The organism is Labilibaculum filiforme (assembly GCF_002843315.1).
Classification (GTDB): Bacteria; Bacteroidota; Bacteroidia; order Bacteroidales; family Marinifilaceae; genus Labilibaculum; species Labilibaculum filiforme.
In genome coordinates this window covers 103,140-126,474 of record NZ_MVDD01000003.1, presented here as the reverse complement: position 1 = coordinate 126,474, position 23,335 = coordinate 103,140, and the positions used below count along the sequence as shown (strand labels likewise).

Here is a 23,335-nt window from a genome sequence, read left to right as displayed (position 1 = left end):
GAAACAAAAACATTCTTTTATGACACAAATATGACTATGCTACGGTTCGTTTAAGGGTTAGATTTGTAGGTAGATAGAGTAAATAAGTTTGTTTGAAAATGCTTGTCTTGTAACAATAAGATTAATTCAATTATTCGTAAATAAATTTTAACCTATGAAGTTTACATTTTTACTTCCCCTTTGTTTCTTAATTGCCATTGGGGTAAATGCTCAAAAAACAAAATCCCTTTTTAATGGGAAAAATCTAGATGGCTGGAAAGCTTTAAATGGTTATGCAGATTTTCATGTTGAAGATGGTGTAATTGTTGGAATAACTACGAAAGGTTCACCAAGTACTTACTTGGCAACCATAAATGAGTATACCAATTTTATTCTTGAATACGAGATTAAAATGGATTCTTTATTAAATGGTGGCGTTCAAATTAGAAGTCAGTACGATGAGTCGAAAGGAGATAATAGTGTGTTTGGACCTCAGGTTGAGGCAGATGATTCACCACGTGCATGGACAGGTGGAATTTATGATCAAAGTCGAAAAGGTTGGCGATATAATTTGGAATTGAATGAAGAAGGAAAAAAAGCATATAAAAACCAAGAGTGGAATAAGGTAAAAGTAATTGCAGCCGGAAATCGAATTTCAACATGGGTAAACGGTGTAAATTGTGCAAATCTTATCGAGGAAAACTCTGAAAAAGGATTTGTTGCATTACAGGTTCATGCTGGTGGAGGTGCAAAAATTGGAAAAGCGACTAGATGGAAAAACATTACAATTAAAGAAATAGCAGAAGATTATAAATTTAAAACAACAGCTCCTGTTGTTAGTTATTTGCTAAACACTTTAAGCGAAGAAGAAAAACATAGTGGATGGAAAATGCTTTGGGATGGTAAATCTACTAAGGGATGGCGTGGAGCTAAAAAAGATGATTTTCCTGCCAAAGGATGGAGCATGAATGATGGTATTTTAACAGTACATGCTTCTGGTGGTGGAGAATCTGAGAACGGAGGCGATATTGTAACTACAAGAGCTTATTCAAATTTTATTCTTGAGCTGGATTTTAAAATTACAGAAGGTGCAAACAGTGGAATCAAATATTTTGTGGATACAGAATTAAATAAAGGAAAAGGATCGGCAATTGGTTGTGAGTTCCAGATATTGGATGATAAAAACCATCCAGATGCAAAAATGGGTGTTGGAGGCAAACGTACTCTTGGTTCATTGTATGATTTAATGAAAGCAAATGCTCAAGAATATATTCCATCATTGTATACGAATAAGTATGTGAATGGAAACAGCTGGAATCGCGCAAGAATTGTGGTAGATGGTAAACATGTTCAGCACTGGTTGAACGGTTGTAAAGTGGTCGAGTATGAAAGAGGAACCCAAGAATGGAGGGAATTGGTAGTTTATAGTAAATATGCCAAGTGGCCAAATTTTGGAGAGGCGAAAGAGGGCTTACTCTTGCTTCAGGATCATGGCGATGAGGTTCATTTTAAGAACATTAAAATTAAGGAGTTGTAAACTTTCATCTATAAAATAATTATTACAAAATGGTCTCGAGAAGAAATTTTATAAGAAATGCAGCAGTAGGTGCAGCGGGTATAAGTTTACTAAGTTCAACAAGTGCCTTTGGAAGTATTTTAGGTTCAAACGAAATGGTTAATGTTGCAATATTAGGCACAGGTGGGCGATCTCATGGATTAGTTCCAGCTGTAGCAGGCAATAAAAATGCACGAGTAATTTATATTTGTGATGCAGATAAATCCCGCATGGAGAAATTCCAAGGATATTGTGAGCAAAATATCGGTTACTCTCCTAAAATGGAGCAGGATTTTCGAAAAATATTGGAAGATAAAGAGGTGGACGCTGTAGTGATTGCTACACCAGAACATTGGCATGCACCAATGGCAATTATGGCTTTGCAAGCGGGTAAACATGTATATGTTGAAAAACCGTGTAGTCACAATCCTCACGAAAATGAATTATTAGTAGCAGCACAAAAAAAGTACAATAAAGTGGTGCAAATGGGCAATCAACAACGATCTTCTTTTACTTCCGCTTTGGCAGTGAAAGAAATTGGAGAAGGAGTAATTGGAGATGTTTACGCAGCTAAGGCTTTTTATGCGAATACTCGTAAACCTATCGGTAAGGGCAAAGTTGTTAATATTCCATCCTCATTAAATTGGGATTTATGGCAAGGACCTGCACCTCGTGAAGATTATCGGGATAATATTCATCCTTATAATTGGCATTGGTTTAGAACTTGGGGAACAGGAGAAATTCACAACAATGGAACGCACGAAATTGATATTTGTCGTTGGGCTTTAGGTGTTAACTATCCTACACGGGTGGTTAGTACAGGTGGTCGTTTACACCATTCTGATGACGATTGGGAATGGTTCGATACACAAATGGCTAGTTATGAGTTTGATGGAGGTAAAACAATTACTTGGGAAGGTAGAAGTTGTAATGGTTATAAACCAAATGGTGGACGAAGTGCTACTATATACGGGACTAATGGTACAATACGATTAGATCGTTCTAATTATACTTTATTCGATTTAGATGGAAAAAAGATAAAGCAGGAGTGGGAGAAAAATCAGGGATCCTCAAATGATACTTCTGATACAAAAGGATTTGATGGGTTAACGGTAACTCATATGGATAATTTTATTGCCGCTATTCGTGAAAATGAGCAACAGAATTCACCAATTGCCGAAGCTGCTATTTCTACTCAATTGTGTCATCTTGGTAATATCGCTCAAGATCTTCAAGAAAGTTTGCTTATTGATCCAAAAACAGGAAGGGTTTTGAATAATGAGAAAGCCATGAAAATGTGGAAACGTGATTATGAGAAAGGTTGGGAGTTAAAATTGTAATGCTATAAAATTGATATTCGAAAAATCGACTAATATGTCTTCAGTAAATCTCTGTAATAATACCATTGCCGCCATGAATTCCAGATTAGACATCGTGCTTTGGAGTAAAGACCAAAACACTTTGTTCGACCAGATTTGCATAAAAATGGAAAAAATTGTAAGAGATCTGGAGAGCATGTTGAGTAGGTATGATCAGGATGCTGAAGTTTATAATTTGAATCAACAAGCAGCCAAATCTGCAGTGCAAATCAGCGAAAAGCTCTTTAGTTATATTAAGCAAAGTATTTTGTATTCCCAAAAAACCAATGGATATTTTAACATTGGATACGAAGCTACTGGTAGTTTTGGGATGGAATTATCAGATCAGTTAATTTTGGATAATGAACAAAAGACAGTGCAATATGCTTCGGAGGAGGTTCTTCTTGATTTTGGAGGAATAGGAAAAGGAATTGCATTAAGTGAAATTGCATTATTTCTAGAAAAGGAGAGGATAGCAAATGCCTTCATTAGCTTCGGCGAAAGTTCAATTCTTACCCGAGGTCGACACCCTTACGGGGATTATTGGCCATTAGCATTAGAGGATGGAGCCACCAATTTGAAACTGAATAATTCTTCGATTTCGATTAGTGGCTTCCATGCGAGCGAAGAGATTAGTCATGTGGTAAATCCTAAAATAGGAGCATTTAAACATAGATTAAAGCAAGTGCAAGTGCAACTCGATTGTCCTATCGATGCTGAAGTACTTTCTACAACTTTATTAATTGCTCCAGAACTGGAACAGCAACAAATTATTAACAGGTTTAATCCTGAAAAATGCATCAGGATACCTTTACAATTGTCTTGATATTAAGAAGATAACTATGAAAGATGACAGAAGGGAATTTTTAAAAAAAATAGGCATAGCAGGTGCTGGAATGGCCATAATGATGAATCCATTTGTTCAGGCCTTATCTGCACAAGAAATGAATAAAAATGTTCGTATTGGAATAATCGGAACAGGAAGTAGGGGGAATTATTTATTAGAGCATCTACTTAGAATTAAGGAAGAGTTTGGGGGATTTGAAATTGTGGCTTTATGCGATAACTACGAACCAAACTTGAATAACGCTATAAAGAAAGCTCAACATTACAAAGTTCAATGCAAAACTTATAGCGATCATACGAAACTAATTAGCGATAATGAAGTGGATGGAGTAATTATAGCCACTCCTTTATTTCAACATGCACATATTGCAATTGATTGTATGAAGGCAGGAATTCATGTCTTGTGTGAAAAATCGATGGCGCGTACTTTAGAGGATACTAAGGCAATGTATGATACGCATATAGCTACAGGTAGCGTTTTATTGATTGGACATCAGCGATTGTTTAGCAGTAAGTATAATAATGCGATGCAGAGAATTCACAATGGCGATTTGGGAATTGTGAGTCAAATGCATGCACATTGGCACAGAGGAAATGATTGGCGTCGACCCGTACCTGCAGATAAACCAAACTTAGAGCGTCAAATAAATTGGAGATTGTACAAAGAATATTCAGCAGGATTGCTAACCGAATTAATGTCGCATCAAATTCAGGTTGCCAATTGGGCTAAGCAGCAAATACCAGTTTCGGTAATGGGTACAGGAAGTATTCGTTATTGGAATGATGGGCGTGAAGTCAACGATAATTTTGCAGCAATATTTTCATATGCAGATGGAACAAAGTTTACTTACGATACCCAAACCATTAATAAAAGGTATGGTTGTGAAGAAGAAATTATAGGAGATAAAGGAAGTTTTGAATTAGAAACCAACAGGTATTATTCAACAACTCCACCAAAACCAGAACCCGCTCCAGGCATTGCTCAATTGGTTGGAGATATTCAAAATGGAATGTTTAAAAGTGTACCGATCGGTGGGCCTAGTTGGGCTCCTGAAACAAAGTTAAAATACACGGGTGAACCAATATTTGAAGGTCGAAAGGGTGATGGAACAAAAGAGGAGTTAGTGGAGTTTGTACAATTCGTTAAAAAAGGAAAAATGCCAAATTGGCTGCTTAAAGAAGGGTATTATGCTAGTATTTGGACCTTATTAACAGAACAAGCAATTGATACCGGCACGCTAGTTACTATGCCGGAAAAATATAGAATTTAATAATCGATACTACGGGTAAATTTAAGTTTAGCTGTAGTCTAATAGTTTATTTATTATGAAAGATATCGTAAAAAAAAAAGCTGTCCTTAAAAGAGAATTGATAATCTTTATTGTTGCTTTAATTATTGCTTTTGCTCTTAACATGTACTCAATTATAGCATATCAAACACCATGGACTGAATTGATAACTTCCTTAGGATTTGTTGTGATTTTTGCTCTGTTATTTTATTTGGTAGCGCTTGTTGTAAGGTTAGTATTAAAAGGAATTAAATTAGTAAAATAAAATATGCCGAAAGCTAATGTAAAGGTAATGTAAAGGTGGCTAAGCCACCTTTTTTTATAATATAAGCTTACGGCTTTAAAAATTACATCGGTTCTATCAGTATTGTTATTGTTTAATTATTTTTATGCTATGCCATCATTAATTGTCGTGTTTTGTGTCTTGTATTTAGGATTATCCCCCTTTTATTAATTCCATTTTGTTTCTCCTAAATATGATAAAAAATAGTCAATTTGAACTTGTGTAAATAATGTTATTAGTTTATATAATGATGAGAAATACGATATTTATTACATTATTTTTAGCTGTAGGAGCTTTATTTAATGTTAATGCGAAATCTGTAAAAAAAGAAGGCAAACCCAATGTTATCTTTATTTTAACAGATGATCAGCAGTTTGATTTATTAGGATGTAATGGGAATAAAATTCTTAAAACACCTCAGTTCGATAAAATGGCGGCCGAGGGGGTTCGTTTTACCAATGCCCACGTAACAAGTGCAATTTGTACGCCTAGTAGGGTTTCCATACTTCTTAGTCAGTTTGAGCGTAAGCATGGTGTAAATTTTAATTCTGGAACCAGTGTTGCTCCGGAGGCTTGGGAGGAGTCTTATCCTGTTGTGATGAAAAACAATGGTTATTATACCGGCTATATTGGAAAAAATCATTCTCCTATTGGCGAAGGAGGGTATCAGAGTGGTTTAATGGATAAATCTTTTGATTACTGGTATGGTGGGCATGGACACCTAAGTTTTTATCCCAAAAAGCGACACGAAATTTTTAAAGGTGCAAAGCACGATACACAGGTTGAAATTTTAGAAGAAGGTGTCACCGATTTTTTAAATAGTAACGAATATCGTTTAGATGGAGCTTTTCACTTTTTGGAATCTCGACCAGAGGATCAACCATTTTGTTTGAGTATTTGTTTTAATTTGCCGCATGGTGCTAGCACTGGTACAATGAAACAGTTAGCCACCGATTCAATTATTTACCGAGAATTGTATCGTAATATTCCCATACCTGTAGAGCCAAATTATATTGCTAAAAAGGATATTGTAAGCCCAAAATTACCTGCCGGTTTATTAAGGGCGGAAGATCGTCAGCAAGGTTACGATTACGTTGATAATATAGCAGACAATAAAGAGCGAACAATTCGTCAAATGCAAGCAATGACAGGTATTGATGGTTTGTTGGGAAAACTTAGAGCCGGACTAAAGGAGCAAGGTTTGGATAAAAACACTATTATAATTTATACTTCTGATCATGGCCTATTTATGGGACAACAAGGACTAGGAGGTAAAGCATTGTGTTACGAACAATGTACGCATGTTCCAATGATTATTTACAATCCTACAACTTCGCGTAAAGCAAGAGGCCGAGTAGTTGAAGAGTTGGTGCAAACTATTGATATTGCACCAACTATATTACAATATGGGGGAGTTGAAATTCCTAAAAGTTATCAGGGAAAGAATATCTCAGGTTTGGTAGATGCTTCCTCTGAAAAAGTAAGAGAATATTTATTTACTGAAAATCTTTGGTCTACTCAATTTGGAAATCCTCGATGTGAATCCGTACAAAATAAAGAGTGGAAGTACATTCGCTACTATAAAAATGAAAATCTTTCTGCAGGTGTAAAAATTGCAGCAGCAAAAGAATTGGGCATTAATGTAAATACAATGTTGTATTCTGTGCACGATCCGGATATTGCTTTGTATCGGTCTTTTATTGACGGACCTTTACATGGAGAGCAAGCAGTTTACGAAGAACTTTATAATCTGAAAAATGATCCTCAAGAGATGCAGAATCTAATATCTAAGTCTGAAAATAAAGAGGTTTTGGAATCTCTTAAATCGCAATGGAAAATTCTGATTAAAGAGGCAAGAGGAACGGATAAACCAAAAGTATTGAGATATACTGCTGATAGTATGCTGGAACAGTATGGTGTTGTTAAGCACGAGTAACTAATTTTGAAGAACTTAGAAAAAGTTTAGAAATGTATTAAAGGTTAGAAATTTGTTCTAACCTTTTTTTTTTGTTTTAGAATAACAAAATAATATTTGGAAATAATAGTTTAATAATAAATTATGATCTTTTTTTATTGAAGTTTTACTATAATTTTATGTTTTTCTTAGGAGCTAAAGAAAAAAGGCGGTAAGTAGTAAGATTGTTAGGTGCTTGCGCTTTTTTATGTGCGTAAATATACCTTTCTTATCCTTTAATATCCCCCGTTTACGATCTTATTTCACCCCTTGTTTGTTTCAAATAACCCCGTAGCACAACATAAATTTATAATAGTTTAGTATTTATTATTAACTATAACAAGAAATATGAAAAAAATGCGAGGAAAAAGTATATCCATTGTGATAGCTTTTGTTTTATTTATTATGAACAGTTATTCGTACGCTCAAAGTCCTCAGGTGACTGGAACTGTGACTGAGAAGTTATCAGGCGATCCATTACCTGGAGTAACGGTTTACGAAAAAGGGAGTACGAATGGTACAGTTACCAATATGGATGGTAAGTACTCTATTAATGCAGATGCAAATTCTGTTTTAGTTTTCTCATTTGTTGGTTTTACGCCTAGCGAAGTAAGCATTGGAGGGCAATCAGTCATTGATATTGCTTTAGATGCTGATGTTATTTCTTTAGAGGAGATTGTAGCCATTGGTTATGGAACCGTTAAAAAGAAGGACATTACAGGTTCTGTAGCTTCTATTTCATCTGAAGATCTTTTACAAGCTCCTATTTCATCTATTGATGCAGGTCTTAAAGGAAAAATTGCTGGTGTTAGCATTCAGCAAACTACGGGTGCACCTGGACAACAAATGAAAATTAGAGTACGTGGTGGTAGTTCTATTAATTTTAGTAATGCTCCTTTGTATGTTATTGACGGTTTTATTGGTGCGAATATCTCGGACATTAATCCAAATGACATTGCAAGTATTGATGTATTGAAAGATGCATCGGCAACTGCTATTTATGGTTCTAGAGGTGCTAATGGTGTTATCTTAATTACTACAAATGCTCCTAAAGAAGGAGTCTTGAAGGTTTCGTTTGAAGCTAATGCAGGATCGAGTTCAATGATCAACGAGTACGATTTATTATCTGCTGGCGATCAGGCAGAATTAATGAACATTCAAAATGCTTCTAAGGGGCAACCAGATGCTTTTACAGCCGAAGAAATAGCTTATTTTAAACAAAATGGTGGAACCAATTGGAGTGATTTAATTACTCGTAAGGCTACAAAACAAAATTACACCGTAAATTTAACGGGTGGTTCTGATAAATTAAAGTATTTCTTTTCTGGAAGTATGCTTGACGATCAGGGAGTAATAAAAGAATCTTACTACAAACGTTATTCTGTACGATCAAATATTTCTGCACAAATATCTGATCGTATCGATATGAAATTTAATACATTTGCTACGCATACTGACTCTCAGGGCAATGGACGTCAGAATAATGGTGTTTCCAATGCATACGGACGTTCTGTTATTTTTCCGCAGTTTTGGGAAAGTAAAGATGAGAATGGTGATTTCATTGTTCCTTCAACCTACAAGGATTATGGCCGATATAATCCTGGTCAAGAGACGAATCCTGAGCAATTCATCATGCAGAATCAGGAATCGTATGGTGAGAAAATTACTTCGAATTTAGATTTGACCATTGACTTAGGACATAATTTATCTTTATTTATCTCCAATGCAGGTAGTTTTTCTACAGGATTTTACGGTAGTAGAGATTTAATTGACAACGTAACATATACTAGAGATAATGTTGGTGCACAACAGACTTATAGTAGAGGTAGCTCATACTTGAATACGGATATCTTAACTTACGAAAACGATTTTGACAAACATCATTTAAAGGTATCTGCGGTTTATGAATTTTCGAAGAGTTCATGGCGATCAAATCAGTCTAAAGTAAATGACTTGTCAACTCTTGCAAACGAATGGAACATATTAAATAATGGAACGCCATCCACTATAGCATCGACATATTCTGAGTCAAAAATGCGTTCTTATATGGGACGTATTAATTATAGTTTCGCTGATAAATATTTAGTGACTGCTTCATTGCGTGCTGATGGAGCTTCAGTTTTTCAAGACGATAACCAATGGGGTTATTTTCCATCTGCAGCCATAGCCTGGAGAGCTTCAGAAGAAAGTTTTATCCAGAATATCGATTGGATTTACAATTTGAAAGTAAGAGCGGGTTATGGTGTTACTGGTAACAGAGCTATTGGAGCCTATGCTACACAGTCTAAATTAGATGTAAGTACGGATCAACCAATACATTATCAGTGGGATAATCAAACACTAAGCTCAGGAGTAATACCTGGAGCAATAACTAATCCTGAATTACAGTGGGAGTCAACATCTCAAATGAATATGGGTATTGATTTTAGTGTGTTAAAAGGGAAGTTGTCTGCTATTTTCGATGTGTACAGAAAAGAATCATCTGATGTAATTATTGCAAGAAGTATTCCTACCTATACAGGTCAATCTTCATACACAGATAATTTTGCAGATATTGAAAATAGTGGATTTGAATTTAGTTTGAACTGGAATATTTTGGATAAAAATGATTTTAGATGGACTGCTGATTTTAACCTGTCTAGTAATAAAAATAAGGTGAAGGATTTAGGAGTTAATTCAGATCATATTTTTATTGCTTCAGAAGAAGCTTTAGGAATTTGGAATACCAGCAATAAATTTATCGTTCAGGAAGGTAAATCTATGGGATCTTTATATGGATTGAAAGCAATTGGTCTTTGGAAAGAGAGCGAAGCAGCTTTAGCAGCAACTTATGGAGCTAATCCTGGTGAAACAAGATATGAAGATTTGGATAATAGTGGTTCTATTGAAGGTACCGATAAGCAAATTATTGGAAATACAGCACCTGATTTTGTGTATGGATTTAGTACAAACTTGTATTACAAAAACTTTGATTTTAGCGTTCAGTGTGTTGGACAAGTAGGAAATGATATTTACAACTATTCAGCAAATATTTTGAACCAAAAAATTCTTAATCCTGATTACCTTAACAGATGGTCTCCTTCTAATTCGGGTTCTTCTCAACAAATTATGCCTATTGGAATAGATCATTCTTTAACGAATGTAGTAAGTCAATATATCGAGGATGGTTCATTTTTTAAAGTAAGTAACTTAACGATTGGATATACATTGCCTGATAACATGTTGAAACAAATGGGTATTAGTCGACTAAGACTTTACGGAAGTGTAAATAATCTATTAACAATTACAGATTATTCAGGTATCGATCCAGAGGGATCAAGTACGAGTATTGACAGTGATTCTCAAGCAGGTATCGATGCATTTTCATATCCTCTTGTTAGAACATTTTCAGCAGGTTTAAAAGTAACATTCTAAAAATAAAATAGTTATGAAACGAAATATATATTCATATTTAATCATATTTTTCTTCGGAGGAATGATGCTGTCGAGTATGGTGTCCTGTGAAGATTTAGACGAAGGATCGCTGGGAGCAGTTACTGGAGATTCATATTATGCCGATGAATTAAGCCTTGAAGCTGGTGTTACTGGTGTGTATGGTTTATTGGAATTTGCAAACTGGGGTGTTGATGTATTGGCCGCTTATACTGGCGCCGATGATTTATCTACTCATAGTGGTGGTAATAAATGGGTTTTTAGCGAAGGTGATACTTTTGCACTAACAGGTGGTAATTCACGTCTTATTGGAATCTGGGAAAATTATTACAGAGCTATTAATGCCGCAAATGCTTTTATTGAAAAGGCACATCCAGAGGGAGTTGACGAAGCAATTGTAAATAATGCACATGCAAATGTTTACTTTGTTAGAGCTTTGTTATATTTTCGATTAACAACAATTTTTGGTGATATTCCCATGCCATTAAGTTCTATTCCAGATTATGAAATGGAAAAAACTTCAAGTAGAGCGGTTTTAAGTCAGGTAATTAGCGATTTAGAATATGTGGAAAAATGGTCTACCACTGCGCGCGATACTGATGTTACAATTGCCGATGGACATGCAACAAAAACTGCAGCAAGAGCTTTTTTAGCGAAAACATACATGCAGTTAACAGGATATCCTTACAACGAAACAGACAAATGGACTCAAGTAAAGTCTTACACAAAGCAGATTGTTGATGCAGGTGTTTATTCATTGATGGATGATTATATGCACAATTTTGGAGAGCCTTGGGAGAATAATAAGGAAACCATTTTTGCTCATCAATTCAAGCTGGAGGCTTGGCCAATTAATACAGAGTGTCGTTGGTATGGTGCATTTTGGACCAATTGGATGGATATGTTTTTAGAATGGACTTTTTATGATAATTTTCCTGAAGGATATCGTAAAAATGCAACAACATCTACAATTTCTGCTAATGCAATTACCTATGCGCATCCTGTAAATACAAAACTACTTTATGGTACGATTCAAGGAACTCCTGAATTTGTAAATATTTTCAAAACTAATAATGACATGCCAGCCATGCGTTATGCAGAGGTATTGTTAATGTATGCTGAAGCATGTGCAAATACAGGTTCTGAAGCTGATGCAATTAATTATTTGAATATGGTAAAACGCAGAGCTTATGCTGGTGGTGTTACTACCTCCAAAGAGGTTTTGGCTTTAGGTGCTGGTTTCTGGGAAAATGCTGATGCATCTGTTGATTATACAGCAGCGGACTTAAGTTCAACACAGGCTATTATTGATGCTATTGTTCATGAACGTGCATGTGAATTTGTTTCTGAAGTTGGTGGAAACAGATGGTTGGATCTTGTTCGTTTAAATAAAGTTGGTGAAGTTACTGCTTTACGGGATGCTCGTGAGATTCCTTTGGTAGGAGATCCTAGCAATAAGGACCTTTGGTATGCGCCAATTCCTGAAACAGAAATTGATTTAAATCCAAATTTAAAATAATAAGTACGAAATAGTAAAAAAAGAGGGTATTCTGTTTGGAATACTCTCTTTTTTTTTATGGCGTACAATTGATTTATTTAGTGTGCTACTGCCCAAATTAGATCTAAATCAGTATTGGTTCTGCTAACTCCTTTTGTTAAAAATAGTGCTGTAAAATGAGTTTTTGTTTTTAAATACTGATTTGTAAAATGCTTTATGGAATCGGTGTTTGTAAAGAATTCAACCGTAGATCGAACACCAATATCATGATTGGAAAAGAAAATGAACTGTTCGCTATTATTTGGACCTGAGACTTTAGAAACAATTGCGTAATCAGATTCAGTTCCATCAGAATTAAGATGGAATACAGTATCTTTTATCGTAGGATGATTCGAAAATAAAAGATCATCTTCAGCAATTTTAAAGTAGGGATTTTCTTTATTAAAAAAGTAAACAAATTTATTGTTGTTTTTGATAGGGCCAATATAGATAGAATTGCCATCTGTGATATCTTCGATGGTACTTTGCATCGAAAAGCGAATCGGAAACTCTTTTTCGTATTCTTTAAATAAAAGAGTGAGTCGTTGAGTTGAAAATGCAGCCATTCCATTGGTATAGGTGTAGTTTGATGGCTCAATGTTAGTGGCCATTTCAGGGTTGTGGTCGCAAAATGCATAAAAATCTTCTAATTTATTAATGCTGTAATCGCGGTTCCATCCTCTATTTCCTGTTGCAGTGGTTCCCATTATACCAAACACATCGCCAATAAATAAAGTTGTGGTACTTTTTTCGCTTAGAAAAGAATTCCATAGCATTGGAGCCTTTTTAGGCAGGTTTTGTAGGACAAGTAATAATAGAACAATAAACAGAAGTAAGTAAGGGATTAGGATAGAGGGTTTTCCCATCTTAATTAAACGCTTCTTAGGATTCTTTGCAACAAATTTTACTTGGTATTGTCCTTTGTCAATTACGACTTGCCAGCTATCATTTTTACCTTCTTTCTCATAATAGGAAGTCAGCTTTTTTCTTAGGTTGTAAATATTTACACGAACTCGTGGGTTGCCTTTATCTGTACTTTTTGATTTTCCAAAAAAATCTATCTCAATAAGCTTTTCTTTTAAATCGGTTCCTTTTAGTGTTTCCTCGAATAGGTATTGTAGCATGGAACTACTAGTTGGAGCCTTCGTAAAAGTTCTACATTTACGTATTTCTGCAATTATTAATCGTTTTTTATCTGTAGATATATTCATTAATCAAAGGTGAAATGAGTTATTGCTGTGGTTTATAATCGATTAATATTTAGTTAATTGCATTCACATTTAACCGTTATGAGTACCGTTAAATGTGTGTTAAATATAAACAAAATGCTTTAGTTAGTGTTCTTTTGGGATCAGGTATTGAACAGAATTGTAGTTTCAACTAAGCCTTCTTTTATTCGTACTCTAAACCATTAAAATTTATGAAAAAGATAAGAACTATTTTATCAATTGTTAGTTTGATAGTGCTATCAAACCATTTATTTGCTCAACAAAAAACGTTAACCGACGATGGTGCTTGGTGTTGGTTTACTGCACCAAGGGCTATTTATAATCACAATGCTGCCGATGAAATAGTAACAGGTTGGGTGAGTGAAAATGGTTCTATTGAAACAGCAATTCTTAATTTGAAAACTGGCGAGAAGAAAACTCAAATTGTAAGCTCAAAACTGGATAAGGATGATCATGCCAATCCTGCTTTTTTAGAATTGAACAATGGTGATGTCTTAATGACCTACACAAAGCACATGGATACTGTTGTTCGTTTTCATCATTTGAAAAGGGGAGAAACTAATTTCTCGTCTCTTCATACAAAAAAGGTGTTGAATGACGATCAGTTTAAATTATATCCACGAAAGTGTGTCACTTATGCAAACCCGTTTCAATTAAAAAAGGAAAATGGGCGTGTTTATTGTTTTGGACGATGGACCGGTTTTAAGCCAAACATGATGTGGTCGGATGACAATGGAAAAACCTTCTCGGATGCTAAAGTATTTATCACAAATCATCCGTTTAGTGGAGGGAATCGCCCGTATGTGCGCTACTATTCCGACGGAAATTCTAAAATTCATATTGTTTTTACCGATGGTCACCCGCGAAATGAGAAAACCAATTCGTTATATTATGCCTGTTACGAGAAGGGTGCTTTTTGGAGAATTGATGGGGCAAAAATATGTGACGTAGACCAATTGCCTTTCGAGCCTAAAGATGCATCGGTTGTTTATAAAGCTACCGAAGAGCAGGGTAGAGCATGGGTTTACGATCTTAGTGCTGATAAAAAAGGAAATCCGGTTATTTTATATGCACAATATCCGAAAGAAACTGAGCATTTGTATCATTATGCCCAATATGTAAAAGGAGAATGGATCGATAATGAAATTTGTAATTCGGGAAAGTGGTTTCCGCAAACACAAGAGGGCGAAATTGAAAAAGAACCTCACTATTCGGCTGGAATGACTATTCACCCTTTACAGGCAAACACGATTTATATTTCGAGAGAAGTGAATGGAATTTTTGAAATTGAAAAAAGAGTTACTTCTGATCATGGAAAGTCGTGGGACACTACTGCTATTACTGAAAATTCAAAATACGATAATGTTAGACCTGTTGTTCCTAAAAATATGAAACAAGGAGATAAGATGGTCTTGCTTTGGATGGTAAACGAGAAATATGTTCATTATTCCAATTATAAAACACGAATTGATTATATTTTAGACTAGTTAGATTTTAAAAATCAAACCATTAATGCAGTTGATATGAAACGTCCATGTATAAAGCTTTCTACACACAGGGAGATGATTATATGGTAAGTTCCATATGGCAAAAACTTAAAATTATAAACATATGAAACGTCCATGTCAAAGCAATTTTGACACACAGGGAAATGATTATCCCAACATGGTAAGTTCCATATGGCAAAAACTTAAAATTATAAACATATGAAACTAAATAAATTTATTTTACTGAACCTATTGCTATTATTAATTCTGCCTGGCTTTTCACAAGGAAGTAAGTGCGAAGAGGTGAAAAAGGAAATGAAACGTGTTGCCGATTGGCAAATAGAACATTTCAGCGATTCATATAGTGGAAGAGAGAAAGCGCACCATCCGCTCGACTGGACCAACGGTGCACTTTATGTTGGAATGGTGAAATGGGCAGAAATGGCTGGTGATGAACGTTATTACGAGTGGTTGAGGAAGATTGGAGAAGAGAATGAGTGGAAATTGCATCACAGACAATATCATGCCGACGATCATACAGTTGGGCAGTTGTATTGCGAGTTGTATCGAAAATATGATGATAAAGAAATGCTGGCTCCAATGATCAAGCAGTTCGATTTTATCATGTATCATCCATCCAAAAGTTCTTTAGAGTGGAGAACAAAATTTCACCAAGACAGATGGAATTGGTGCGATGCATTATTTATGTCGCCACCAGTTTGGGCCAAGTTGTATCAAATTACAGGAGAGAAGGAATACCTCAATTTTATGGTGAAGGAATACAAAGCGACTACCGATTTTTTATTCGATAAGAAAGAAAATCTGTACTACAGAGATCAAAGTTATATGGGGAAATTGGATAACGGAACAAAGATATTTTGGTCGCGAGGTAACGGTTGGGTATTTGCAGGTTTAGCGAATATTTTAAATGAATTGGATCCAAAAACAAAGGAGTACAAGTATTTTTTAAGCATCTATAAAAAAATGGCTAAAAAATTGCTGCAAATACAAACTCCACAAGGTCATTGGGCCATGAGTTTATTAGGTCAGGAATTTTATCCAACACCAGAAACCAGTGGTTCTTCCTTTTATGTTTTTGGTTTGGCGTGGGGAATTAATCAAGGAATTTTAGATCGTGAAACCTACGAGCCTGCTGTTAGTAAAGGATGGAATGCAATGTGCAGTCACATTACAAAAGAGGGGATGTTAGGATTCGTACAACCAATAGGTGCGGCACCGGGTAAAGCTTGGGCTGATCAATCGGAAGTATATGGAAGTGGTGCATTTTTAAGTGCCGGTTCCGAAGTATACAAGTTGTACTCTGAAAATCAGAAATAAGAAGCTTGGAACAGTTTTAACTTAAAAAAATAGACTACCAATGATGAAATAAATACTATGTGTTAGTTTGTTGCTGTTAAGTTTTCATTGAAATTAGTTAGACATTAACAAATTACTCTATTTTTATAGCATGGGTCTCTTAAACAGTAAGGAACCCATGCTTTTTAGCTTGGGTTATTTAACTATTTATACAAATTGGTTTGAAAATGCCCCTGTAATTGCTTCGATTTTTTTTCCTGAACTATGATCAGTTTTTTACCTCTTTGTAGTATCGAAAACGATTTAAAATAGTTTGTATGAATAGAATTTTTATTTTTTGTGCTTTTTTAATTTTACTTGTTTGCAGCACTTCCATTAATGCACAAAATAAGGTGACTGTTGTGCCATCAATACAACGTTATATTGGTGATGTTTCAGAACTGGATCGAACCAAGTTTTTTAACATGCATGCTACTTGGGGGGAAGGTGAAATTACAGATGATGAATACGAATTTTATACGGAAGAATTAAATGCTGGTTTTGGACGCGGATTTTGGGGGCCGTTTTCTGTAGCTAAATCAAAAGCAAAAGGGGTTGTAGGAGTTTATCCCGAAGATGAAGCTTCGATCATAAGTCAAGGGAATGGTCAAAAAAATTATACGCAATCTCTATCTACTTGGTGGCGGCATTCCAATCGTCAGATCGTTACCGAACACCCAGGAAATGTTGTTCGCTGGAGCATTGATAAAGAAAAGGCGGCAACTTGGTCGGCGCAATATTTTAAGCATTTTTTTACAAATGAAGATAGACCTTTATGGTTTGAGCCAATGAACGAACCATTTGTTCATGCTGGCGATGCCGACTTTAGTGCAGAACAGCCTGATGATCAGAAAATGCGAGAACGAATGGCAGAATGGTTTGGTGCAATTGGAAAGAAATTTGATGAAACGCCAGAATTAGAGAATGTTAACGTTATTGGCTACTCTAGTGCTTGGCCATCGGTTGAGTTATGGGATTTTGAACATTGGAACACAAGAATGAAAATGTTTATGGATGTGGCAGGCGATCACATGGATGCTTTTGCAACGCATCTTTACGATGGTATAAATGTAACCGGAGCCGATAGTAAAAGGTCAGGATCAAACTCTGAGGCAATATTAGATTTGATTGAAACCTATAGTTATACAAAATGGGGTGCTGTGAAACCTCATGCAATTTCAGAGTTTGGAGGAATTGAAAAAGGCTTTGGTGATGATTATAGCGATATTCGAAGCGTACAGTCCATTAAATCAATAAATCACATTCTTTTCAATTTATTAGATCGGGAGAATAATTTGCTGATTGCTATTCCATTTATTGGTTCAAAAGCCACTTGGCATATTACAGAAGCAAATAACTACCAACCTTATGGATCTGTACTTTGGCGGCCAAAAGAGTTAGGAGTGCCTCTTAGCGCAAGCACCGAATGGATTTTTACGCCAAGAGTTCACTTTTTTGAGTTGTGGCAAGAGGTAAAAGGAAAACGGGTTCAAATTTCGGCCAACAACCCAGATATTCAAACTCAGGCTTTTGTTGATAAGGATAAGCTTTATGTAGCTTTGAGTAATCTCGATGAAAATAGTTTAGTGGTGGATTTAGATCAATTTGAAGGTCAGGAGGAGGTTACAAGCGTAAGAATTAAAAGTCTAAAAATTTGGGACGATAAAAATCCGGAGTACAAGGATAATACACAATCAACATCACCTTCTCAACTAACATTAATTCCCGACGAAACGGTTGTTCTTGAATATACCTTTGGTAGCACTGTTGAATTTACCAATAGCTTAAAAAATAAAAAGTATTATACCAGCCAGCATTTACAAACTATTTCAGGAAGTTTAAAATTTAATTTTAACGATGTTGAAATAGGAAGCAATGGAGGGACTGCAAATTTGAGAATGTCCATCGGGCGAAAGCATAGTAAGTCTAAAAAACCAATTGTTTACGTCAATGGCAACCAAGTGGAGGTTCCTAATAATTGGGCTGGTGGAGATCAGGCTAATCGCGACGATTTTTTTGGCATGATCAGCATTCCTGTACCTTTTGAATATTTAAAAGAAGAGAACGAAGTAAGTATACAGTTTTCTGACTCGGAGGGAAGGGTGAGTTCTGTTGTTCTGGAAATTGGCGTGTACGAAAAAGCAGTAGCAGTTGCAGTAGGTATTGTAGATGCAGAGGAATATGGAATTTCAATTTATCCTACTTTAATCGATGAAGGATGGATGAAGGTGATTATGAAAGAAAATAGTTTCGATAAATATGAGCTTGTGGGAATAAATGGAAATGTAGTGAAATCAGAAACCATAAGCCGAGGATTATCCGAACTGTATATTTCAGACATGCCGTCGACGAAAGGAATCTATATTGTACGGTTAACAGGAGAGAATGCAGTTTACACTCAAAAAATAGTGGTTAATTAGTAAAGTTTAGTTCAATAAATTAGAAAGAGAAAACTCACATCCTTGCGGTGTGAGTTTTTTTTTATTTGTAAAACACATTTACCAGTTTAGTTTACTTTCAATGAATTGAATAAGAGCATCTCCCATCAATTTTTGGTCTGCGATTTTAGGATGGCCTTTGCTGTTTTTATAAGGCATAAAAAAGGTGTGAATCTTATCATCTTTTAAGCTCAAAACGGCTTCTTCTACGTAATTCGGCCATTCCGAACCTTCTTTAGTGATATCCATATTGCCCAACATGCAAATAATGTTTGCATCGGGATAGTGAGAACGAATTTTAGATACAAAACTAGCATAGGAATTAATAATAAATTCCTTTGTAGGCTGTTGCTTGGCAAATCGTTTTTTGTATTGCTCATATTCTGGATTTTCCACTAACCAAGAATCGTTTTGGAATAAATTTACCACAATAATATCTTTAGGGCTGGCTGTAAAATCCCATTGGCTGTTTATTTTAGTAGGATCTTGGCGATAGTATAATTCAGGCATAATTTGATCGAACCAGCTAAGCATTATGCCAATACCACCACGGGCAATACAACTATAATCAGCATTAAAGTGGCGTGCAGTAATCGAAGCGTAGGTATGAAAGTTGTTCGAATAAATACTATCCCATCTATCCTGATCTGTTGGATCGTCAACACCATGTCCAGCGGTAATTGAATTTCCGTAAAATTCGATGCTTCGTTTCTTTTTAGGCGAGGCAGGAAGAAGGAGAGCATCTCCATCTACTTCAAAACCAAAGAACTGAGTTTTACCAAAGGTCCATTCTGTTCTTCTAAACAATTCAACCTGATGCGCTCCCTTGGATAGATTATTAGCCAAAAGATATTCCGTTTTTACAGTGTCAATGTGTAAAATGGTATCTACTATGCCATCAATAATTACGTTGTAAAAATTGTCTCGCTCACTATTTTTCAGGCTTGCTTTTAAACTTTTGCCTTCAAAATTAATAGCTACTGAAGCTCCCGACCAACACAATTCAGCGATTAGCGAATCAGCAGTCCAAACCGTTCGCCCCATATACGATAAGGCTTCCGATTTTGCGGGAACAAGTATGGGCTTTTTTGTATTGGTACAGGAAACGAATACCGAGAGGGAGATCGCTAAAGCGATAAAGTATTTCATCATGATTAATCGACTTGAGTTGAAATTATGAAACGCAATTTCGCATTTTTTCATCAATAAACAGAGACATAAATTGTTTTTATTAGCCAGCCAATTAAGTAGCTCCAATATTTCTGAAGCACGGATAAATGAAAAGATTCGCAGGGAAAGGGATTTGGTATTTTTAAATGCCCCCTATTTTTAGTCGATTCTATTCCGCTATGCCAGTCATAGCTTGAGTAATTTTGAGAACATATTAACAGCTTATACTTATTCCTATGTCTACAATGAAACAATTTGTTCTTGTTCTTTTGGGTTTACTTTATTTTAATGCTACCCAAGCGGAATTAAGAAACACCAAGCATTCAACGAAAATTACCAGCATCAAAAAATGGGAGGTGATTGACATTACTTTTAAGGCCGATGTCAAAAACAAAGATCCATTTCAGATTAAATTTTTTGCGGAGTTCACCAACCCAGATGGCAAACTGCAAACGGTTCCGGGATTTTATAACGGAGACAATACTTGGTTACTTCGTTTTTCGGCCGCCGTAGCTGGAAATTGGACTTACGAAACTCATTCCGAAATAAAAGCCTTGAATGGTAAAAAAGGGAAACTACTTGTTCACCAGGAAGCTTTACAAGCACAAAAAGGGGCAATTGTACTGAATGAAGAAAAACCAACTCATTTTTTTTATGAGAATGGCGATCCATACTTCCTAATGGCATTTGAATGTGATTGGCTATATGCTTTGGACTATCACAACGAAGAAGCTTTGCCTAAAACGGAACATTTACTCAATTTACTAAACGAGAATGGTTTCAATCAGGTGGTAATGAATGTGTTCTCTTATGATGTTAGCTGGAAAAAAGATGAGAAACTTAAGAATTATCCAGAACATGAATATGGAGCACCGAAAGACATATTTCCTTTTCTAGGGAACAATGAAAAGCCTGATTATTCCAGTTTGAATGTTGAGTTTTTTAAAAAGTTAGATCGTACTATTTCCTTAATGCACGATAAGAACATCGTTTCTCATTTAATGATTTACGTATGGAATAAGTTGGTAGCTTGGCCCGAAATGAATTCCGATGCCGATAACATGTACTACGATTATGTAGTGAAACGTTACGGTGCTTTTCCAAATGTAATGTGGGATGTTTCGAAAGAAGCACTTTACTATGGCAGAGCCGATGATAACTACATATTGGAGCGCATAAAAAGGTTGCGCGAAGCAAATGCGTTCAATAGATTGGTAACCGTTCACGATTATGGTTTCTGCAAACGTCATTCCGATTCTGTTGATTTTATCTCTCGTCAGGATTGGACTTATTCACTCTACAATAATATGCTGGAGGATCACAATCAATATAAAACTAAGCCAGTATTTAATATAGAGCACGGAGGATATGAAGATGCTCCCTACGAAGTTTTTGTTGGGAGTTATATCAAGCCCGAAACTTGTTTACGAAGAAATTATCAATGTATTTTTGCCGGTGTTTACTCAACTTACTACTGGCAAGCGGCTAGCTGGAATGTCGTAATTTATAATCCTTACGAGCAATCAGAAGCTTTTATCAAACCAAAGTTTGAATATTTTAAATACATGACAGATTTATTTGCCAAGTACAATTTTAGTGAATTTACACCAACGCCTTGGCACAACCAGTCGGGATATTGCCTAAAAAGCGATGATACTTACCTTTTTTATGTTCCCATGGATAGTTATCAATTTAGAGGGGAATTTTTATTTAAGGAAAATTCATCTATTACATTTCAATGGATGAACACTTTAAGTGGGGAGTACAGCGAATTAGTAGAAGTGAGTAAAAAACAAGATTTTGAATCGCCTTGGTATGGAAAAGCGGATGCGGTATTAATAATTAAAACAAAGAAGAAGTAATGAATTGGAAACAAAGTATCGTTTGTTCTTTGGCGGTTACAGCCATAATAGGTGCAAGTACATTAACTTATGCACAAAAGAAAGCAGAGGGCGACAAGCCTAATATTGTAGTAGTTTATGTAGACGATTTAGGATATGGTGATTTGTCGTGTACCGGAGCAAAAGGTGTAGAAACTCCTAATGTGGATAAATTGGCAAAAGGTGGTATTCTGTTTACCGATGCACATTGCTCTGCAGCAACCTGTACACCATCTCGTTATTCTCTTCTTACGGGAAGTTATGCATTTAGAATAAATGCCGCTGTTTTAAAGGGAGATGCTCCGATGTTAATTGCACCAGGAACACCTACTATACCTTCTATGTTACAACAGAATGGTTACAAAACGGCAGTAATTGGAAAATGGCATTTGGGTTTAGGGAATGGTAATGTAGATTGGAATGGTGATGTAAAACCTGGTCCGCTTGAGATTGGTTTCGACTATTCTTATTTAATTCCGGCAACCGGAGATCGTGTGCCTTGTGTATTGTTAGAAAATCATAGAGTGCTTGGTCTCGATCAAAAAGATCCGATCACAGTTAGCTATGGCGATAAAGTGGGAAACGATCCTACCGGAACCGAAAATCCTGATTTATTGCGCTATGGCGCAGATACGCAACACGCAAATACCATTGTGAACGGAGTGAGTCGTATTGGATATATGACAGGAGGAAATTCTGCTCGCTGGAAAGATGAAACAATACCTTATCAAATGCTTTCAAAAGCTAGAAATTTTATTGATGAAAATCAGGACAGACCATTTTTCTTGTATTTTGCTTTCCACGATATACATGTTCCTCGTTTGCCGGATCTTCGTTTTGCTGGTAAAAGTACTTTAGGCGTTCGTGGCGATGCTATTGCTCAAATGGATTACATTACCGGACAATTGGTTGATTATTTAGAGGAAAAGGGAGTTTTAAACAATACCTTAATTATTTTTTCATCGGATAATGGTCCGGTTTTAAACGATGGATACTCTGATAAAGCGGTAGAATTGGTTGGAGAGCATAAGCCAGGTGGAATTTATCGCGGGGGAAAATACTCTTGCTACGAAGCGGGTACGCGCGTGCCAACCATTGCCTACTGGCCAAATAAAATTAAAGGCGGACAAACTAGCAATGCTTTGGTTGGGCATGTCGATTTATATGCTTCTATTGCGTCTTTACTGAATTATGAATTGAAAAATGGGGAAGCTCCAGACAGTTTTAATCAACTGGATACTTATTTAGGAAATGATAGCAAAGGACGATCAGAATTGATAGAAGAGGCCTATGCTTTATCGATTCGAGAAGGGAAATGGAAGTATATCGAGCCATCGAAAAATACAGGTTCTTGGATTATGGAGTTGAAAGATATCGAAGGCGGATTAAGTACCGAAGCACAACTATTTAATTTGGAAGAGGATCCTAGCGAGCAAAACAACCTTGCAGCTTCATATCCCAAATTGGTAAAAAAGCTGAACGAAAAAATCAAGAAAATTAGAGTTCAAGAACAAAGTAGAAAATAAGCTACGAAATAAGAAT

The 23,335-nt window shown here is 35.8% G+C and carries 15 protein-coding genes; 13 read left to right on the top strand and 2 right to left on the bottom strand.

What is annotated here, in order from left to right; translation table 11 throughout:
• Nucleotides 1-154: 154 nt before the first annotated feature.
• The 8 genes from BZG02_RS05380 (at nt 155) to BZG02_RS05345 (ending at nt 12,215) form a co-directional block, all read left to right on the top strand.
• Nucleotides 155-1,516, top strand: coding sequence for a 3-keto-disaccharide hydrolase (locus tag BZG02_RS05380; protein ID WP_101260392.1), 1,362 nt, complete (start codon nt 155-157; stop codon nt 1,514-1,516).
• 29 nt (nt 1,517-1,545) lie between these two features.
• Complete coding sequence (locus BZG02_RS05375; RefSeq protein ID WP_101260391.1) at nt 1,546-2,874, top strand: Gfo/Idh/MocA family protein; 1,329 nt, start codon at nt 1,546-1,548, stop codon at nt 2,872-2,874.
• A gap of 34 nt (nt 2,875-2,908) precedes the next feature.
• On the top strand, nt 2,909-3,718 hold the full coding sequence (locus tag BZG02_RS05370) for an FAD:protein FMN transferase (protein ID WP_101260390.1): 810 nt from the start codon (nt 2,909-2,911) through the stop codon (nt 3,716-3,718).
• 16 nt (nt 3,719-3,734) lie between these two features.
• Entirely contained in the window at nt 3,735-5,009 is a 1,275-nt protein-coding gene (locus BZG02_RS05365) for a Gfo/Idh/MocA family protein (RefSeq protein ID WP_101260389.1), read from the top strand.
• Between the two features lie 55 nt (nt 5,010-5,064).
• Nucleotides 5,065-5,292, top strand: a complete 228-nt coding sequence (locus tag BZG02_RS05360; RefSeq protein WP_101260388.1) for a hypothetical protein — start codon at nt 5,065-5,067, stop codon at nt 5,290-5,292.
• Nucleotides 5,293-5,557: 265 nt separating this feature from the next.
• Nucleotides 5,558-7,246 carry a sulfatase-like hydrolase/transferase gene (locus BZG02_RS05355; RefSeq protein ID WP_101260387.1) on the top strand — a complete coding sequence of 563 codons (1,689 nt, stop codon included), beginning with the start codon at nt 5,558-5,560 and terminating at the stop codon, nt 7,244-7,246.
• A gap of 366 nt (nt 7,247-7,612) precedes the next feature.
• Nucleotides 7,613-10,678, top strand: coding sequence for a SusC/RagA family TonB-linked outer membrane protein (locus BZG02_RS05350; RefSeq protein ID WP_101260386.1), 3,066 nt, complete (start codon nt 7,613-7,615; stop codon nt 10,676-10,678).
• Between the two features lie 13 nt (nt 10,679-10,691).
• Entirely contained in the window at nt 10,692-12,215 is a 1,524-nt protein-coding gene (locus tag BZG02_RS05345) for a RagB/SusD family nutrient uptake outer membrane protein (protein WP_101260385.1), read from the top strand.
• Between the two features lie 77 nt (nt 12,216-12,292).
• Here the strand turns inward: BZG02_RS05345 and BZG02_RS05340 are convergent, their stop codons facing one another.
• On the bottom strand, nt 12,293-13,444 hold the full coding sequence (locus BZG02_RS05340) for a hypothetical protein (protein WP_101260384.1): 1,152 nt from the start codon (nt 13,442-13,444) through the stop codon (nt 12,293-12,295).
• A gap of 209 nt (nt 13,445-13,653) precedes the next feature.
• On the opposite strand from BZG02_RS05340, the gene BZG02_RS05335 reads away from it, so the two are divergent.
• From BZG02_RS05335 to BZG02_RS05325, 3 genes are all read left to right on the top strand, one after another.
• Nucleotides 13,654-14,949, top strand: a complete 1,296-nt coding sequence (locus tag BZG02_RS05335) for a BNR-4 repeat-containing protein (protein WP_101260383.1) — start codon at nt 13,654-13,656, stop codon at nt 14,947-14,949.
• A 219-nt stretch (nt 14,950-15,168) separates the two neighbouring features.
• Nucleotides 15,169-16,287 (top strand): glycoside hydrolase family 88/105 protein, encoded by a 1,119-nt coding sequence (locus tag BZG02_RS05330; protein ID WP_101260382.1) that lies wholly within the window; start codon nt 15,169-15,171, stop codon nt 16,285-16,287.
• A gap of 296 nt (nt 16,288-16,583) precedes the next feature.
• Nucleotides 16,584-18,725 (top strand): T9SS type A sorting domain-containing protein, encoded by a 2,142-nt coding sequence (locus BZG02_RS05325; RefSeq protein ID WP_101260381.1) that lies wholly within the window; start codon nt 16,584-16,586, stop codon nt 18,723-18,725.
• Nucleotides 18,726-18,803: 78 nt separating this feature from the next.
• Here the strand turns inward: BZG02_RS05325 and BZG02_RS05320 are convergent, their stop codons facing one another.
• A complete protein-coding gene (locus BZG02_RS05320; RefSeq protein ID WP_101260380.1) occupies nt 18,804-19,895 on the bottom strand; it encodes an SGNH/GDSL hydrolase family protein in 1,092 nt (363 codons plus the stop codon).
• Nucleotides 19,896-20,149: 254 nt separating this feature from the next.
• On the opposite strand from BZG02_RS05320, the gene BZG02_RS05315 reads away from it, so the two are divergent.
• Nucleotides 20,150-21,775, top strand: coding sequence for a DUF5060 domain-containing protein (locus BZG02_RS05315; protein WP_101260379.1), 1,626 nt, complete (start codon nt 20,150-20,152; stop codon nt 21,773-21,775).
• Nucleotides 21,775-23,319, top strand: a complete 1,545-nt coding sequence (locus BZG02_RS05310) for a sulfatase family protein (protein WP_101260378.1) — start codon at nt 21,775-21,777, stop codon at nt 23,317-23,319. The genes BZG02_RS05315 and BZG02_RS05310 overlap by 1 nt, the downstream gene beginning before the upstream one ends.
• The last annotated feature ends 16 nt before the right edge of the window (nt 23,320-23,335 follow it).

Excerpts from the sequence above, each read along its gene's own strand:
- BZG02_RS05380 (WP_101260392.1), top strand. The coding sequence starts at position 155 with ATGAAGTTTACATTTTTACTTCCCCTTTGTTTCTTAATTGCCATTGGG.
- BZG02_RS05375 (WP_101260391.1), top strand. The coding sequence starts at position 1,546 with ATGGTCTCGAGAAGAAATTTTATAAGAAATGCAGCAGTAGGTGCAGCG.
- BZG02_RS05370 (WP_101260390.1), top strand. The coding sequence starts at position 2,909 with ATGTCTTCAGTAAATCTCTGTAATAATACCATTGCCGCCATGAATTCC.
- BZG02_RS05365 (WP_101260389.1), top strand. The coding sequence starts at position 3,735 with ATGAAAGATGACAGAAGGGAATTTTTAAAAAAAATAGGCATAGCAGGT.
- BZG02_RS05360 (WP_101260388.1), top strand. The coding sequence starts at position 5,065 with ATGAAAGATATCGTAAAAAAAAAAGCTGTCCTTAAAAGAGAATTGATA.
- BZG02_RS05355 (WP_101260387.1), top strand. The coding sequence starts at position 5,558 with ATGATGAGAAATACGATATTTATTACATTATTTTTAGCTGTAGGAGCT.
- BZG02_RS05350 (WP_101260386.1), top strand. The coding sequence starts at position 7,613 with ATGAAAAAAATGCGAGGAAAAAGTATATCCATTGTGATAGCTTTTGTT.
- BZG02_RS05345 (WP_101260385.1), top strand. The coding sequence starts at position 10,692 with ATGAAACGAAATATATATTCATATTTAATCATATTTTTCTTCGGAGGA.
- BZG02_RS05340 (WP_101260384.1), bottom strand. The coding sequence starts at position 13,444 with ATGAATATATCTACAGATAAAAAACGATTAATAATTGCAGAAATACGT.
- BZG02_RS05335 (WP_101260383.1), top strand. The coding sequence starts at position 13,654 with ATGAAAAAGATAAGAACTATTTTATCAATTGTTAGTTTGATAGTGCTA.
- BZG02_RS05330 (WP_101260382.1), top strand. The coding sequence starts at position 15,169 with ATGAAACTAAATAAATTTATTTTACTGAACCTATTGCTATTATTAATT.
- BZG02_RS05325 (WP_101260381.1), top strand. The coding sequence starts at position 16,584 with ATGAATAGAATTTTTATTTTTTGTGCTTTTTTAATTTTACTTGTTTGC.
- BZG02_RS05320 (WP_101260380.1), bottom strand. The coding sequence starts at position 19,895 with ATGATGAAATACTTTATCGCTTTAGCGATCTCCCTCTCGGTATTCGTT.
- BZG02_RS05315 (WP_101260379.1), top strand. The coding sequence starts at position 20,150 with ATGTCTACAATGAAACAATTTGTTCTTGTTCTTTTGGGTTTACTTTAT.
- BZG02_RS05310 (WP_101260378.1), top strand. The coding sequence starts at position 21,775 with ATGAATTGGAAACAAAGTATCGTTTGTTCTTTGGCGGTTACAGCCATA.